Below are 15,057 nucleotides of genomic sequence, written 5' to 3' on the forward strand. Positions count from 1 at the left end.
AGAGTAAAACTTATGGCAGTAACAATGGAATACGAAAAAGATGTAAAAGTAGCAGCACTTGACGGTAAGAAAATTGCCGTAATCGGCTATGGTTCACAAGGTCATGCCCATGCGCAAAACTTGCGTGATACAGGCCACGATGTGATTATCGGTGTTCGTCCTGGTAAGTCATTTGACAAGGCTAAAGAAGATGGCTTTGATACTTATACAGTAGCAGAAGCTGCTAAGTTGGCTGATGTTATCATGATTTTGGCTCCAGATGAAATCCAACAAGATCTCTATGAAGCAGAAATCGCTCCAAACTTGGAAGCTGGAAATGCTGTTGGGTTTGCTCATGGTTTCAACATCCATTTTGAATTTATCAAAGTTCCTGCCGATGTAGATGTCTTCATGTGTGCTCCTAAAGGTCCTGGTCACTTGGTTCGCCGTACTTTCGAAGAAGGATTTGGCGTTCCAGCACTTTACGCAGTATACCAAGATGCAACTGGTAATGCCAAAAACATCGCCATGGACTGGTGTAAAGGTGTTGGTTCAGCTCGTGTTGGTTTGCTTGAAACAACTTATAAAGAAGAAACAGAAGAAGATCTCTTTGGTGAACAAGCTGTGCTTTGTGGTGGTTTGACTGCCCTGATCGAAGCAGGTTTTGAAGTCTTGACAGAAGCAGGCTATGCTCCAGAATTGGCTTACTTTGAAGTGCTGCACGAAATGAAACTGATTGTCGACTTGATCTATGAAGGTGGCTTCAAGAAGATGCGCCAATCTATCTCAAATACAGCCGAATATGGTGACTATGTATCTGGTCCGCGCGTGATTACTGAGCAAGTCAAAGAAAACATGAAGGCGGTCTTGGCTGATATCCAAAACGGTAAATTTGCTAATGACTTCGTTGATGACTATAAAGCTGGTCGTCCAAAACTCACTGCTTACCGTGAGCAAGCTGCGAATCTGGAGATTGAAAAGGTCGGTGCAGAATTGCGTAAAGCAATGCCATTCGTTGGTAAAAACGACGACGATGCCTTCAAGATTTATAATTAAGATAAAGAGCAGATAAGACATTAGGGGTTGGAATGCGAATTCCCAGCCCCTTGTTTTGCTTGATAGAGAATAAACTGAAAAAACAGGGAAGGAAGAAACATGCTCAGAGCAAAAGATATCACGCATGCTCATAAAGTGTTAAAAGATGTGGTTGTCAATACACCGCTTGATTACGACCACTATTTGTCAGAGAAGTACCAGGCTAAGATTTACCTAAAGAAAGAAAATATGCAGCGGGTGCGCTCTTTTAAACTCCGCGGGGCTTATTACGCTATTTCTCAACTTAGTGAAGAGGAACGTCAGCGTGGGGTTGTCTGTGCTTCTGCGGGCAATCACGCCCAAGGAGTGGCCTATACATGTAAGGAAATGAAAATTCCAGCAACCATTTTTATGCCCATCACGACCCCTCAGCAGAAGATTGGTCAGGTCCGTTTCTTTGGCGGTGAATTTGTAGACATCAAGCTGGTTGGAGATACCTTTGATGCTTCGGCTAAAGCAGCGCTTGACTATACTAAGGCTGAAAATCGCACCTTTATCGATCCTTTTGATAATGAAGATGTCCAAGCAGGTCAAGGGACTGTAGCCTATGAAATCTTAGATGAGGCCAAGAGAGAAGCTATTACTTTTGATGCAGTTTTGGTACCAGTTGGCGGCGGCGGCCTGATATCAGGAGTCTCAACCTATATCAAAGAAAGTCAGCCAACTATCGAAGTTATTGGTGTGGAAGCCAACGGTGCCCGCAGTATGAAAGCAGCCTTTGAAGCAGGTGGTCCGGTCAAGCTTAAAGAAATCGATAAATTTGCTGACGGCATCGCAGTCCAAAAAGTCGGTGCATCAACCTATGAGGTCACACAAAAGAATGTTCAAAATCTTATCGGTGTAGACGAAGGGCTTATTTCAGAGACCATCATTGACCTATACTCCAAGCAAGGGATTGTCGCAGAGCCTGCTGGTGCGGCAAGTGTTGCTGCTTTGGAAGTGCTGAGCGAGTATATCAAGGGGAAGACTATCTGTTGCATTATCTCAGGTGGTAATAATGACATCAACCGGATGCCAGAGATGGAAGAACGGGCACTTATTTATGATGGTATCAAGCACTATTTCGTGGTTAACTTCCCGCAGCGTCCAGGTGCCTTGCGTGAATTCGTAAATGATATTTTAGGACCCAATGACGATATTACTCGTTTTGAATATATCAAGCGGGCAAGCAAGGGAACGGGTCCGGTTTTGATTGGTATTTCTCTGGCAGATAAGCATGATTATGCTTCTTTGATTAATCGTATTGAGCAGTTTGATCCGTCCTTTATCAATCTGAACGGGAATGAAACACTCTACAATATGCTTGTCTGATTGTAAATATATTTTAGCCTAATTTGTATGCTTTCGTTTGAAACTGCAAATTAAATATGTTAGACTATACTATAGTGAATCAAGGAGGCTTGAACATGTTTTTTATTCCATTTTTCTTTATCATATTGATCATAATCTTTATATTCTTGCTGCTTAGTGCAGTCTATGTGGTTCGTCAGCAATCTGTGGCAATCATTGAGCGTTTTGGACGCTATCACAAAACCAGCAGCAGCGGTATCAATTTCCGTCTTCCTTTAGGGATTGACAAGATAGCGGCTCGCGTTCAGCTGCGTTTGTTGCAGAGCGAGATTATCGTTGAGACTAAGACACAGGATAATGTTTTCGTAACCATGAATGTTGCGACCCAGTATCGCGTAAATGAGAACAACGTAATTGACGCTTATTACAAACTTATGCGACCAGAAGCTCAGATTAAGTCCTATATCGAAGATGCCCTTCGATCCTCCGTTCCAAAGCTGACCTTGGATGAGCTCTTTGAAAAGAAGGACGAAATTGCCCTAGAAGTCCAAAAGCAAGTGGCAGAAGAAATGTCGACCTATGGCTATATCATCGTCAAAACCTTGATTACCAAGGTTGAGCCGGATGCGGAAGTCAAACAGTCTATGAACGAAATCAATGCGGCGCAGCGTAAACGCGTGGCTGCTCAGGAATTGGCTGAAGCGGATAAGATTAAGATTGTGACAGCTGCTTCTGCAGAAGCTGAGAAAGACCGCCTGCATGGTGTTGGTATTGCCGAGCAGCGGAAAGCCATTGTGGATGGTTTGGCAGACTCTATCAAGGAATTGAAGGGAGCCAATATTGAGTTGACAGAAGAGCAGATTATGTCTATTCTTTTGACCAACCAGTACCTGGATACGCTGAATAATTTTGCAGATAGTTCGGGTAATAATACTATCTTCCTTCCAGCAAATCCAGAAGGTGTCGAAAGTATTCGGACTCAGATACTTTCAGCCCTCAAAGCTAAGTAAAGAAAATTCAGAATTATTTAATTTGTTCGAATTTGGTTTGTTTAAGTTGACAAACTGTATAAAAACAATTATAGTAGTTGATGTAGCTAGAATAGAGAGGAGTAAGAAATGGCTAAATCTAATTTCGAGAAAGTAGAATCTGTTGTTAGTTGGGTACGTGATAAGAAGATCACCGGTTACCGTATTAGTAAAGAAACAAATGCACGTGAAATGTCTATCATTGCTCTTGCTCAAGGACGTGCAAAAGTGAAAAATATCTCTTTTGAAACAGCTCTTGGCTTGATTGATTTCTACGACAAAAACCATGAAAAATTTGAAGACTAAACTTCAAAATCGTGCAACTGATATTGCTCATTAAATAAAAAAGGAATCTGGACTTAGTTCCAGATTCCTTTTTGCTTTTGAAAATAGAAGTAATTTAGCTGAGGAAGCGTTGCAAGAATTCTTTGGTTCTTTCTTCTTTTGGATTTGTGAAGATATCCTGCGGACTGCCAGCTTCAGCGATGACGCCCTTATCCATAAAGATGACACGGCTGGAAACATCACGGGCAAATTCCATTTCGTGGGTTACGACAATCATTGTCAACCCTTCCTGAGCCAGTTCTTTCATGATCTTCAGAACTTCACCAACCATTTCAGGGTCGAGGGCTGAAGTCGGCTCGTCAAAGAGGATAGCATCAGGATTCATGGAGAGGGCGCGGGCAATAGCGACTCGCTGCTTCTGACCGCCTGAGAGTTGCTTAGGCTTAGCCTGCCAGTATTGCTCGCCCATTCCAACCTTGTTGAGGTTTTCTTTGGCAATTTTTTCGGCTTCTGACCGCTCTTTTTTCAAAACGGTTGTCTGAGCGACGATGGTATTTTCCAGAACATTAAGATTTTCAAAGAGATTGAAAGACTGAAAGACCATGCCCAGCTTTTCACGGTAATGGGTCAAGTCGTAATTCTCGTCCAGGACATTCTTGCCGCGATAGAAAATCTGTCCGCCAGTTGGTGTTTCCAGAAGGTTGATGGAGCGCAGGAAGGTTGACTTTCCGCTACCAGAGCTGCCGATGATGGAAATCACTTCTCCTTTATGAACAGTGAGGGAGATGTCCTTGAGGACTTGGTTTTCACCGTAGGACTTTTTGAGGTTTTTAATTTCTAGAATAGTTTCTGTCATGATTTCACTTCTCCTGTCTGCATTTGATTGGCACCTGTCGTGTAGTTATCTGTGTCAAAGCGTTTTTCAACATAGCGCAGGATGCGTGTCACGCTGAATGTCAGGACAAAGTAGATTACAGCGATGATGGTAAAGGTTTGGAAGTATTGGTAGGTTTGGGTAGCGATGGTATTTCCAGAGAAATAAAGCTCAACTACCGAGATAACGTTCAGCACGGATGTATCCTTGATGTTGATGACAAATTCGTTACCAGTTGCAGGCAGAATATTGCGGACGACCTGAGGCAGAACAATCTTGCGCATGGTCTGGCCATGGGTCATACCCAGTGCTGTTGCAGCCTCGAATTGACCTTTATCAACAGCAAAGATACCACCGCGGACAATCTCGCTCATATAAGCTCCGGTATTGATGGAGACGATGAAAATAGCAGCGATAGTTCGGTCGATAGAAATTCCGAATGCCTGAGCTGTTCCGTAGTAGATAACCATGGACTGAACAATCATTGGAGTTCCACGGAAAATCTCAATATAGACATTTAAGAACCAGCCGAAGATTTTTTGCAGTGATGCTAATAATTTATTCTTAGAAGCTGGTGCCGTCCGATAAACGCCAATCAGCAGTCCGATGATGAGACCTGCGATGGTCCCTGTAATCGAAATGAGCAAGGTCAAACCAGCTCCGCGTAGGAATTGCGGCCAGTTTTCAGCCAGAATCTTCGCCACTTGACTGAAGAATGATTCATTCGTTGTTTCACTATCCGTATCAACAGGCTGTTTCTGAATCATCTCATCCATCAGCTTGACTTGGTCATTGGTAGAAATCTTAGCGATAGCTGCATTGGCTTGCTCGATACGACTGTCATCCTTGCGCATCCCAATGGCAATGGAAGCATCCTCTTCACCGACTTCAAAGCCTTTCTCAAACTGAATCATTTTGAAGTTGGAGTTGGCAGTCTCAGCAGTCAAGGCTTCTGGCCGCTCAGAGATATAGCCATCAATAACTCCTGATTCCAAGGCTTGACGCATCTGGGCAAAATCCCCCATAGCTGTTTCTTTTTTGGCGCCAGGAAGCTGGTCAATGAGATTGTAGAGATATACTCCTTGCTGGGAGGTGATTTTAGCGTCTTTGAAGTCTTCTAGAGTCTTAGCAGATGCATATTTTCCATCTTTACGAACTAGGAGAACTGGTTCGCTGGTGTAGTAACTGTTGGAAAAGGCGATTTCCTTTTTCCGCTCGGCAGTTGGGCTCATACCTGCAATAATCATGTCAATTTTGCCGGAGGTCAGAGCAGGAATTAAGCCATTCCAGGAAGTCTTGACAACTAGAGGTTCCTTGCCCATCTCTTGTGCGATTTTTTTGGCAATCTGCACATCGTATCCATTGGCATATTGGTTGGTGCCTTCGATTTTTACAGCACCATTGGAATCGTCATCCTGAGTCCAGTTGAAGGGAGCGTAGGCTGCTTCCATACCGATTCTCAGGTAGTCATCGGCCTGAATAACATGAACCGTTCCTAAGGCGACCAGGAGGGCTGTAAATAAAGTGAGTAATAATTTCTTCATGGGTTTCTCCTGCTTATCTAATAATAGTTCTTCCTATTCTATCGAAAATTGCTGTTCTTTTCAATCCTAGTAAGCCCTTACTTGATAAAAATGATATAATAGAACAAAATATCTGTAAAGAGAGGTTGAGTATGAAACGATATTTTTGTCTTCTGTTGGTTTTGTTTTCCTGCCTTTGTTTTGGTCGGGTTGTCTCGGCTGTTGACTATGATATTGAATCCTATCAAGGCGATCTGGCCTTGCGTGAGGACAATACAGCTACCTACACAGAGAAAGTGACCTACAAGTTTAATGACGACTATAATGGTCAGATTGTTTCGCTGGGCTCTGCTGGAAAGATGCCTAATGGTTTTGCCATTGATGGGAATCCGACGGTCTCGGTTCTGACGAATGGTGAGGTAGATATGGATATTAACCCCCAAGTCAGAGACTTAGGAGATGGCTATGAGGTCAAAATTTATAATTCAGGAAACGACGGTGACAGAGTTGTTGTCACTGTGACCTGGCAGCTGAGAAATCTCCTTTTTCTTCACAAGGATATTGCTGAGCTCAACTGGACTCCTATCAGCGATTGGGACCAGGGGATAGGTGAGGTCGTCTTGACAGTTTCTGGCTTGAGCAATCCAGATAAGAGCGAGCTTTTTGCTCATAGTGGCTACTTTGGTACTCAGCCTTTCGTGGATAAGAATGGCACCGACTATCTGGTCAAACTCAATGGAATTGGCTCGGGCGATAATGTCGAGCTCCACGGCTATTGGGATCGACAAGCGGTCTCTCTTGTGTCCCAGAACGAAGACGAGAGTGACTACTTGCCAACCTTTAAAGCTCAAGAAGAAAAAATTGCCCGCAAGACGATCTTTTACCGGCAGCTAGGAGAAATTTATATACCCTTGCTGCTCCTATGTGCCATCCTTGCAGCGGCTATTCTTTATTTTGTCTTTGCTAAGAAGATCAAGCCTAAGCAGTCTTATCCCCAGAATGCCCGTCTATACGAAGCTCCTCAGGACTTGGCTCCCCTTGTCTTGGCGGAAAATATTTACGCAGTAGACATGGAGGATGTCGATCCGACTAGGGGCGGCAAGGCAGTGCTGAACTTTGAAAATATGGTCCAGGCGACTTTGTTAGACTTGCTGGATAGGGGCAATCTCCTCCTGCAGGGAGATGCTGAAAATCCTGTTCTGCAAATAGCGACTTATGATGGGCTAGCGGACTTTGAGAGACGTTTTCTGGGCATGGCTTTTAACAAGCAATCCCAAGCCAGAGTGAAAGATCTCTTTTCAGCCTATCAAATTTCAGAAGATATTTATAAGCACAAGTCTTCTGCGGATGAGTCCTATATCCGTAACATTGGTAGCAATATCAAGTCCTTATTTACTAACAGTCTGCGCTCCTTATCTAAAGAAGTGCGCTCTGAAGGCAAGCGTTTGGGTCTCTTTGGTCACTACCGGCCTCTGAAAGTTCAGGAAAAGAGATTGCTGATTACTGCCATCATTCTAGCTAGTGCTGTTTTGTTGTTCTCTCTTGGAGTTTTGTTTGTCTATATGGCCGCTTTTGAAAGTCTTATCTGGATATATATTCCCTTAGCACTGGTGGGACTTGTTATGATTTGCATTTTTGCTAGTAAGGCGCAGCTTTATTGGCGAGATGGTGTCCTGAATGACGAAGGCGCGTATGATTACTATCTGTGGAGAAGTTTTTCCAATATGCTGCGAGATATTGCTCATCTGGACAATACAGAAATTGAAGGTATTATCCTTTGGAACCGTCTCTTGGTCTATGCGACCCTCTTTGGCTATGCAGATCGCGTCAGCCGTGTCATGGCTCTGCGTCAGATTCGCTTGCAAAATCCATCTATGGACAGCTATGTTCAGGCTAACTTGCACTATGCCTTCTATAGCAGTATGCACAGTTTCTCAAACTACGGCCATGTAGCGACCACAGCCAGCAATTTCTCTGTCTCTTCTGGCGGAAGTTCAGGTGGTGGGTTCTCCGGTGGCGGAGGTGGTGGAGGCGGTGGAGCTTTCTGATAGATAAGCTCCCTCCTAGCCAGAAAAGTCTTAGTACTGGCTTTTCCTAGCCTTTAAATTGTGATATAATAAGACCTAATACTCTTTGGGAATTTAATTGCGACTTTCCTTGAGTAGACCCTTGTTTCAGGAGTATTCTATGTTTATCATTGAAATTTTTATCTCTATTATTTTCGGTATCATCGAAGGAATCACAGAATGGCTGCCGATTTCTAGTACAGGCCACCTGATTTTGATTCAAGACTTTATCCAGTTTAAGAATCAAAGTCCAGCCTTTATGGAAATGTTTAATGTCGTTATCCAGCTGGGAGCTATTTTGGCGGTTGTCGTTATCTATTTTGACAAGCTAAACCCTTTTAAACCAGGCAAATCAGCCCGTCAGGTTCAAAAGACCTGGCAGCTTTGGGCTAAGGTCGTCGTGGCAGCCTTGCCGGCTGCTGTTATCGGCTTATTCTTGGATGATTGGTTTGAAGCGCATTTCTACAATCTAGTATCTGTATCAGTGATGCTGATTGTCTATGGGGCGGCTTTTATCTATCTGGAAAGGCGGGAGCATGAGGAGCCTGCTGTGACAGATTTAGCTTCTCTTCCTTACAAGACTGCCTTGCAAATTGGTCTCTTTCAGGTTCTAGCTCTCTTTCCTGGGACTAGCCGTTCTGGTGCCACCATTGTCGGTGGTCTCCTGAATGGTGTCAGTCGTTCTGTCGTGACAGAGTTCACTTTCTATCTGGGGATTCCTATTATGTTTGGTGCTAGTGGCTGGAAAATTCTCAAGTTTATCAAGAATGGGAACAGTCTGGGATTTGGGCAAATCTTCTTGCTCTTAGTTGCCATGGGGGTTGCCTTCGGTGTTAGTCTAGTCGTGATTCGTTTCCTGACAGACTACGTCAAAAAGCATGACTTTACAATTTTTGGGAAATATCGGATTGGCCTAGGCGGTGTGCTTCTGGTTTATGCAGCAATCAAAGCCTTGATGGGTTAAAAAGGTAATTTTAATGTTTCCCTGACTCTTTCTCATGTAATGAAATAATAAGCTCTCGGAATTTTCTGAGAGTTTTTTCTTGCAAATTCCATTTTCAAAGCGTTACTAGCTATTTTTTGAAATACGGGGGATTTTTTAGTATAATAGTAGGACTAGAAGTGTATGAGGTAGAGATATGGAAATGAAACAGATTAGTGATTCGACCATAAAAATCACGATTCAGCTGGAAGATTTGGAAGAGCGCGGCATGGAAATGGCTGATTTCTTGGTTCCCCAAGAAAAGACGGAAGAGTTTTTCTATACCATCTTAGATGAGTTGGAGATGCCGGATAATTTTTTGGACAGCGGTATGCTGAGTTTTCGAGTGACGCCTAAACCAGATAAGGTGGATGTGTTTGTTACCAAGTCTAAGTTGGATAAGAATCTGAGTTTTGAGGATTTGGCAGATTTGCCAGACATGGACGAGCTGTCTCATATGTCTCCAGATGAATTCCTCAAGACATTGGAAAAGAGCATTTTTGAAAAGAGTAAGGAAGACATAGAAGCAGTCCAATCTTTGGAAACAGCCGAAGCAGAGGAAAGGGAGCAGCTTTCTCAGGAGGCGGCTGATGAGCAGTCGGCGGAAAATGCAGAGCGTTACATTTACTACATCCTGCGTTTTGAAGATATTAAAGCTGCTGCGGCTTTTGCCCAGACGGTGGACTATAAGATTGACTTATCAGAGCTTTATAAGTATGATTCAGCTTATTATTTGACGATTTTAGTAGATGTTGAGGGCTTTCCAGAGCGCTATCCAGCTTGGCTCTTGGCCAAGATGCGTGAATTCGCAGATGATTCAGATATCACTCGGGCAGTGCTGCAGGAGCACGGTCATCTTCTTTTGGTGACAGATGCCGTCTCCGGCCTGCAGAAGGTTGAATGCCTATGATTACTTTTCCTTTAAAGTTTATCTTGGTATTGCTGGGAACTTTTTTTATCGGGGTGATTCTAACACCCTTGGTTCGGCTCCTAGCCTTTAAGATTGGTGCGGTAGATTATCCCAATGCTCGTCGCATCAATAAAAAGCCCATGCCTAGCAGTGGCGGGCTGGCGATTGTAGCGGCTTTTTCTATCTCTACTCTGCTCTTGATGCCGCAGATTGTTGCTGTAGATTTTTTTGGACAGACCTATTTTGATTATGTTTGGCCGGTCGTTCTAGGTGGTTTGATTATTGCCTTTACAGGGCTGGTCGATGATATCAAAGAACTATCGCCTATGTTGAAAATGGGTGGAATTGTTCTAGCAGCCAGCCTAATCTGGTGGCTGACTGATTTCCGATTGGATGATTTTAAGATTCCTTTTGGCGGACCTTTCCTGCATTTTGAGCCTTGGCTGTCCTATATTTTGACAGTGGTGTGGATTATTTCTATCACCAATGCGGTTAATTTGATTGACGGTCTGGATGGTCTGGTGAGTGGGGTGTCCATCATCTCCTTGGTGACGATGGGGATTGTTTCTTACTTCTTTTTGCCCCAGCACAATCTCTTTTTGACCCTGACAATTTTCGTCTTGGTCTTGTCAATTGCGGGCTTTTTCCCTTACAATTACCACCCGGCTATCATTTATCTTGGTGATACGGGGGCTCTCTTCATCGGCTTTATGATTGCTGTTCTGTCCTTGCAAGGACTAAAAAATGCGACAGCTGTTGCTGTGGTGACGCCTATGATTATCTTAGGAGTGCCGATTACGGATACTTTTCTGGCGATTATCCGCCGTACTCTATCTGGTCAGAAATTCTACACGCCTGACAAGCACCATCTTCATCATAGACTCTTGTCCTTGGGATTGACTCACCGAGGAACAGTACTGGTTATCTACGGGATTTCGCTGGTCTTTGCCATGATTTCTCTCTTGTTGAATGTTTCCAGTCGAATTGGTGGCGTGCTCTTGATGATTGGCTTACTTCTGGGTGTTGAACTCTTTGCTGAGCTGGTTGGAGTTTTGGGACCTAATCGTACTCCTTTGCTCAATATTCTCCGCTTTATTGGGAATTCCTCCTACCGAGAGGAAGTTCGGCGGAAATGGCGTCAAAAGCGGAATAAATAAGAATAGCTCTAAACAAAATAAAAGCCTTTTGGGCTTTTTTTTGGTATACTAAAGTGTGTAAATCAGCTAAGCAAAGAAAGGAAAAAGAAATGTCTGTCTTAGAAATCAAAGATCTTCATGTTGAAATCGAAGGGAAAAAAATTCTCAAAGGGGTGAATCTCACTCTGAAAACAGGAGAGGTTGCAGCTATTATGGGCCCAAATGGAACAGGGAAGTCTACCTTGTCTGCAGCCATCATGGGCAATCCTAACTACGAAGTGACTCAAGGAGAGGTGCTTTTTGATGGAGTCAATATCTTAGAGTTGGAAGTAGACGAGCGTGCTCGCATGGGGCTCTTCCTGGCTATGCAGTACCCTAGTGAAATTCCTGGTATTACTAATGCCGAATTCTTGAGAGCGGCTATGAATGCTGGCAAGGAAGATGAGGAAAAAATCTCTGTCCGTGACTTTATCATGAAGCTGGATGAAAAGATGGAACTGCTCAACATGAAAGAAGAAATGGCTGAGCGTTACCTTAATGAAGGTTTCTCTGGTGGTGAAAAGAAGCGCAATGAAATCCTGCAGTTGCTCATGCTAGAGCCGACTTTTGCACTCTTGGATGAGATTGACTCAGGTCTCGATATCGATGCTCTTAAGGTCGTGTCCAAAGGAGTTAATGCTATGCGCGGTGAAGGCTTTGGTGCTATGATTATCACCCACTACCAACGCCTGCTCAACTATATCACTCCAGATGTGGTTCATGTCATGATGGATGGTAAAGTCGTTCTTTCTGGCGGTCCCGAATTGGCAGTCCGCTTGGAGAAAGAAGGCTATGCCAAGCTGGCTGAAGAGTTGGGCTTCACCTATACCGAAGAAGCCTAGTCAAACATTCTTTTGACTTTGATAAAAGATAGGAGAATGACATGACTAAAGAATTAATTCAAGAATTTTCACAGCTACATGCGGAGCCAGATTGGCTCTTTCAACTGCGCCAGCAGGCCTTTGATAAAATTGACCAGTTAGAATTGCCGCGTATTGAGCGGGTTAAATTTCACCGCTGGAATCTGGGAGACGGCCGTATTTCAGAGAGTGAGCCGCTGACAAGTGTTCCAGACTTTACAGCCCTAGAAGACAATCTCAAGCTTGTTCAGGTGGGAACTCAGACTGTTCTGGAGCAATTGCCAGCTGACTTGGCAGCGCAAGGTGTGATTTTTACTGATTTCCACTCTGCTTTGGAAGAAATTCCAGAGCTGGTAGAAAAGCATTTTATGTCCGCGGTCAAGTATGATGAGGACAAATTGGCGGCTTATCACACTGCCTATTTCAACAGCGGTGCAGTTCTTTATGTGCCGGACAATGTTGAGATTGACCAGCCGATTGAAGGAATTTTTTATCAGGACAGCGAAAGCGATGTTCCTTTTAACAAGCATATTTTGATTATCGCAGGCAAGCATTCCAAGGTTAACTACTTGGAACGCTTAGAAACTTACGGCGAGGGCTCTGTTCCAGTAACAGCCAATATCACCGTCGAAGTTATTGCTCAGGCTGGAGCTCAGATTAAGTTTTCAGCTATTGACCGCTTGGGCGAAAATGTCACGGCTTATATCAGCCGTCGTGGCAAGCTGGACAATGATGCTATGATTGACTGGGCTATCGGTGTTATGAACGAAGGCAATGTCGTGGCTGACTTTGACAGCGATCTCTATGGTAAGGGTAGCCATGCGGATATGAAAGTGGTGGCTCTTTCAAGCGGTAAGCAGGTTCAGGGAATTGACACCCGCGTAACTAACTATGGCTGCAACTCTATCGGAAATATCCTGCAGCACGGGGTTATCTTAGAAAAAGGAACCCTGACCTTCAATGGTATCGGTCATATTATCAAAGGGGCTAAGGGAGCAGACGCCCAGCAGGAAAGCCGTGTTCTCATGCTATCTGACCAAGCGCGCTCAGATGCTAACCCCATCCTCTTGATTGATGAAAACGATGTGACAGCTGGTCACGCGGCTTCTATCGGCCAGGTGGATCCAGAGGATATGTATTACCTCATGAGTCGGGGTCTTGATAAGGCGACAGCAGAGCGCTTGGTCGTTCGTGGCTTCTTAGGCTCAGTGATTGTAGAAATCCCTGTTAAAGAAGTCCGTGATGAAATGATTGAAAATATCGATATTATTCTCGCAAAAAGATAAAAAGCTGGGCCTTGTCCCGTAAAAGTAGATAGGAGTCTTCATGTCTGGATTTAACGCAGAAGCAATCAAGCAAGATTTTCCCATTTTGGACCAAATTGTCAATGATGAGCCTTTGGTTTATTTGGACAATGCGGCGACAACCCAGAAACCCAAGCAGGTGCTGGCAGCTATCGAAAACTACTATCTTAGAGACAATGCCAATGTCCACCGCGGTGTGCATACGCTAGCCGAGCGGGCGACAGCGACCTATGAAGCAGCCAGGGAAAGAGTTCGTTCTTTTATCAATGCGGCTTCTAGCAGAGAAGTCCTCTTTACGCGAGGAACCACGACGGGCCTTAACTGGGTGGCTCAGTTTGCGGCTGAAAGGCTGCAGCCTGGAGATGAAGTGCTGATTTCGATTATGGAGCACCATTCCAATGTCATTCCCTGGCAGGAAGCTTGTAGGAAGACTGGAGCCAAGTTGGTCTATGTCTATCTCAAGGACGGTGTTCTGGATATGGAAGATTTCCGTGCCAAGCTCAATGAGCGGACAAAGTTTGTCTCTCTGGCTCATGCTTCCAATGTCCTCGGTGTCATCAATCCCATCAAAGAGATTGCCCAGCTGGTTCATCAGCAAGGAGCGCTTTTGGTGGTAGATGGGGCTCAATCCATTCCGCACATGAAGATTGATGTGCAGGATTTGGATGCGGACTTTTTCGCCTTTTCGGGACATAAGATGGCTGGGCCGACTGGTATCGGGGTTCTCTATGGCAAGGAAGAGCTGCTAGAGCAGATGTCGCCAGTTGAGTTCGGCGGCGAAATGATTGATTTCGTCTATGAGCAAGAAGCAACATGGAAGGAGCTTCCTTGGAAGTTTGAGGCCGGCACTCCAAATATGGCAGGAGCAATCGGTCTTGCGGCGGCTATTGATTATTTGGAAGACTTGGGTATGGATGCCATTGCCCAGCATGAGCAGGACCTGATTGCCTACGTATTTCCTAAGCTGCAGGCAGTGGAAGGTTTGACCATTTATGGCTCTCAGGATTTGGTCCAGCGATCAGGTGTGATTGCCTTTAACCTGGGCGGTCTCCATCCGCATGATGTCGCAACGGCTCTGGACTACGAAGGAGTGGCTGTTCGGGCGGGGCACCATTGTGCCCAGCCTTTGCTCACCTATCTGCAGGTGCCAGCGACTGTGCGGGCTAGCTTTTATATCTACAATACCTATGCGGATTGCGACAAGCTGGTAGATGCTTTAGAAAAGACAAAGGAGTTTTTCAATGGCACTTTCTAAGTTAGACAGTCTTTACAAGGCGGTTGTGACGGATCACTCGGCTCACCCCCATCATCATGGCAAGCTGGAAGATGTGGAGCAGGTAGTCCTCAATAATCCAACCTGTGGCGATGTTATCAGCCTGTCAGTGAAGTTTAATGCCGAAAGTCAGATTGAGGATATTGCCTTTGTGAATTCCGGCTGTACCATTTCAACGGCTTCGGCCAGCATGATGACGGATGCGGTTCTGGGCAAGACAAAAGAGCAGGCACTGGAGTTAGCGGAAGTTTTCTCACAGATGGTTCAGGGCCAGGAAGACAGTCGCCAGAAAGAATTGGGAGATGGAGCCTTTTTAGCAGGCGTTGCCAAATTCCCGCAGCGGATTAAGTGTGCGACCTTGGGTTGGAATGCCCTCAAGCGAGCAATTGAAGAAGATAAAAAGTAAGAATGTG

At 44.6% G+C, this 15,057-nt stretch carries 14 protein-coding genes; 12 read left to right on the forward strand and 2 right to left on the reverse strand.

The window, feature by feature from the left end:
• Positions 1–12 precede the first annotated feature (12 nt).
• From ilvC to HMPREF1150_RS03055, 4 genes are all read left to right on the forward strand, one after another.
• On the forward strand, positions 13–1,035 hold the full coding sequence (gene ilvC / locus HMPREF1150_RS03070; protein ID WP_002916401.1) for a ketol-acid reductoisomerase: 1,023 nt from the start codon (positions 13–15) through the stop codon (positions 1,033–1,035).
• Between the two features lie 99 nt (positions 1,036–1,134).
• Positions 1,135–2,385: a threonine ammonia-lyase IlvA gene (gene ilvA / locus HMPREF1150_RS03065; RefSeq protein WP_009660089.1), complete on the forward strand. Its 1,251-nt coding sequence runs from the start codon at positions 1,135–1,137 to the stop codon at positions 2,383–2,385.
• A 56-nt stretch (positions 2,386–2,441) separates the two neighbouring features.
• Positions 2,442–3,374 carry an SPFH domain-containing protein gene (locus tag HMPREF1150_RS03060; RefSeq protein ID WP_083842670.1) on the forward strand — a complete coding sequence of 311 codons (933 nt, stop codon included), beginning with the start codon at positions 2,442–2,444 and terminating at the stop codon, positions 3,372–3,374.
• Positions 3,375–3,482: 108 nt separating this feature from the next.
• Positions 3,483–3,698 (forward strand): hypothetical protein, encoded by a 216-nt coding sequence (locus HMPREF1150_RS03055; protein WP_002893653.1) that lies wholly within the window; start codon positions 3,483–3,485, stop codon positions 3,696–3,698.
• Between the two features lie 94 nt (positions 3,699–3,792).
• Here HMPREF1150_RS03055 and HMPREF1150_RS03050 read toward each other — a convergent pair whose 3' ends face one another.
• A complete protein-coding gene (locus tag HMPREF1150_RS03050) occupies positions 3,793–4,533 on the reverse strand; it encodes an amino acid ABC transporter ATP-binding protein (RefSeq protein WP_002893646.1) in 741 nt (246 codons plus the stop codon).
• A complete protein-coding gene (locus tag HMPREF1150_RS03045; protein ID WP_009660092.1) occupies positions 4,530–6,095 on the reverse strand; it encodes an ABC transporter substrate-binding protein/permease in 1,566 nt (521 codons plus the stop codon). Before HMPREF1150_RS03045 ends, HMPREF1150_RS03050 begins: the two co-directional genes overlap by 4 nt.
• A 131-nt stretch (positions 6,096–6,226) precedes the next feature.
• Here HMPREF1150_RS03045 and HMPREF1150_RS03040 point away from each other — a divergent pair, with 131 nt between their 5' ends.
• The 8 genes from HMPREF1150_RS03040 (at position 6,227) to sufU (ending at position 15,050) form a co-directional block, all read left to right on the forward strand.
• Positions 6,227–8,122, forward strand: coding sequence for a DUF2207 domain-containing protein (locus tag HMPREF1150_RS03040; RefSeq protein ID WP_002911765.1), 1,896 nt, complete (start codon positions 6,227–6,229; stop codon positions 8,120–8,122).
• A 139-nt stretch (positions 8,123–8,261) separates the two neighbouring features.
• Positions 8,262–9,104, forward strand: coding sequence for an undecaprenyl-diphosphate phosphatase (locus HMPREF1150_RS03035; RefSeq protein WP_002911766.1), 843 nt, complete (start codon positions 8,262–8,264; stop codon positions 9,102–9,104).
• Positions 9,105–9,279: 175 nt separating this feature from the next.
• A complete protein-coding gene (mecA, locus tag HMPREF1150_RS03030) occupies positions 9,280–10,032 on the forward strand; it encodes an adaptor protein MecA (RefSeq protein WP_002911767.1) in 753 nt (250 codons plus the stop codon).
• A complete protein-coding gene (locus HMPREF1150_RS03025) occupies positions 10,023–11,189 on the forward strand; it encodes a glycosyltransferase family 4 protein (protein WP_002911768.1) in 1,167 nt (388 codons plus the stop codon). Before mecA ends, HMPREF1150_RS03025 begins: the two co-directional genes overlap by 10 nt.
• Before the next feature lie 89 nt (positions 11,190–11,278).
• The gene (gene sufC / locus HMPREF1150_RS03020; protein WP_002893635.1) at positions 11,279–12,049 is read left to right on the forward strand and encodes a Fe-S cluster assembly ATPase SufC; all 771 of its coding nucleotides are present in this window, start codon (positions 11,279–11,281) and stop codon (positions 12,047–12,049) included.
• 41 nt (positions 12,050–12,090) lie between these two features.
• Complete coding sequence (gene sufD / locus HMPREF1150_RS03015) at positions 12,091–13,353, forward strand: Fe-S cluster assembly protein SufD (RefSeq protein WP_002911769.1); 1,263 nt, start codon at positions 12,091–12,093, stop codon at positions 13,351–13,353.
• Positions 13,354–13,393: 40 nt separating this feature from the next.
• Positions 13,394–14,626, forward strand: coding sequence for a cysteine desulfurase (locus HMPREF1150_RS03010; protein ID WP_002911770.1), 1,233 nt, complete (start codon positions 13,394–13,396; stop codon positions 14,624–14,626).
• A complete protein-coding gene (sufU, locus tag HMPREF1150_RS03005; RefSeq protein ID WP_002911771.1) occupies positions 14,613–15,050 on the forward strand; it encodes a Fe-S cluster assembly sulfur transfer protein SufU in 438 nt (145 codons plus the stop codon). Before HMPREF1150_RS03010 ends, sufU begins: the two co-directional genes overlap by 14 nt.
• Positions 15,051–15,057: the final 7 nt, after the last annotated feature.

Source organism: Streptococcus sp. AS14 (genome assembly GCF_000286495.1).
GTDB lineage: Bacteria > Bacillota > Bacilli > Lactobacillales > Streptococcaceae > Streptococcus > Streptococcus sanguinis_P.

Coding starts and splice junctions, on each gene's coding strand:
- ilvC (WP_002916401.1), top strand. CDS start 13: ATGGCAGTAACAATGGAATACGAAAAAGATGTAAAAGTAGCAGCACTT.
- ilvA (WP_009660089.1), top strand. CDS start 1,135: ATGCTCAGAGCAAAAGATATCACGCATGCTCATAAAGTGTTAAAAGAT.
- HMPREF1150_RS03060 (WP_083842670.1), top strand. CDS start 2,442: ATGTTAGACTATACTATAGTGAATCAAGGAGGCTTGAACATGTTTTTT.
- HMPREF1150_RS03055 (WP_002893653.1), top strand. CDS start 3,483: ATGGCTAAATCTAATTTCGAGAAAGTAGAATCTGTTGTTAGTTGGGTA.
- HMPREF1150_RS03050 (WP_002893646.1), bottom strand. CDS start 4,533: ATGACAGAAACTATTCTAGAAATTAAAAACCTCAAAAAGTCCTACGGT.
- HMPREF1150_RS03045 (WP_009660092.1), bottom strand. CDS start 6,095: ATGAAGAAATTATTACTCACTTTATTTACAGCCCTCCTGGTCGCCTTA.
- HMPREF1150_RS03040 (WP_002911765.1), top strand. CDS start 6,227: ATGAAACGATATTTTTGTCTTCTGTTGGTTTTGTTTTCCTGCCTTTGT.
- HMPREF1150_RS03035 (WP_002911766.1), top strand. CDS start 8,262: ATGTTTATCATTGAAATTTTTATCTCTATTATTTTCGGTATCATCGAA.
- mecA (WP_002911767.1), top strand. CDS start 9,280: ATGGAAATGAAACAGATTAGTGATTCGACCATAAAAATCACGATTCAG.
- HMPREF1150_RS03025 (WP_002911768.1), top strand. CDS start 10,023: ATGCCTATGATTACTTTTCCTTTAAAGTTTATCTTGGTATTGCTGGGA.
- sufC (WP_002893635.1), top strand. CDS start 11,279: ATGTCTGTCTTAGAAATCAAAGATCTTCATGTTGAAATCGAAGGGAAA.
- sufD (WP_002911769.1), top strand. CDS start 12,091: ATGACTAAAGAATTAATTCAAGAATTTTCACAGCTACATGCGGAGCCA.
- HMPREF1150_RS03010 (WP_002911770.1), top strand. CDS start 13,394: ATGTCTGGATTTAACGCAGAAGCAATCAAGCAAGATTTTCCCATTTTG.
- sufU (WP_002911771.1), top strand. CDS start 14,613: ATGGCACTTTCTAAGTTAGACAGTCTTTACAAGGCGGTTGTGACGGAT.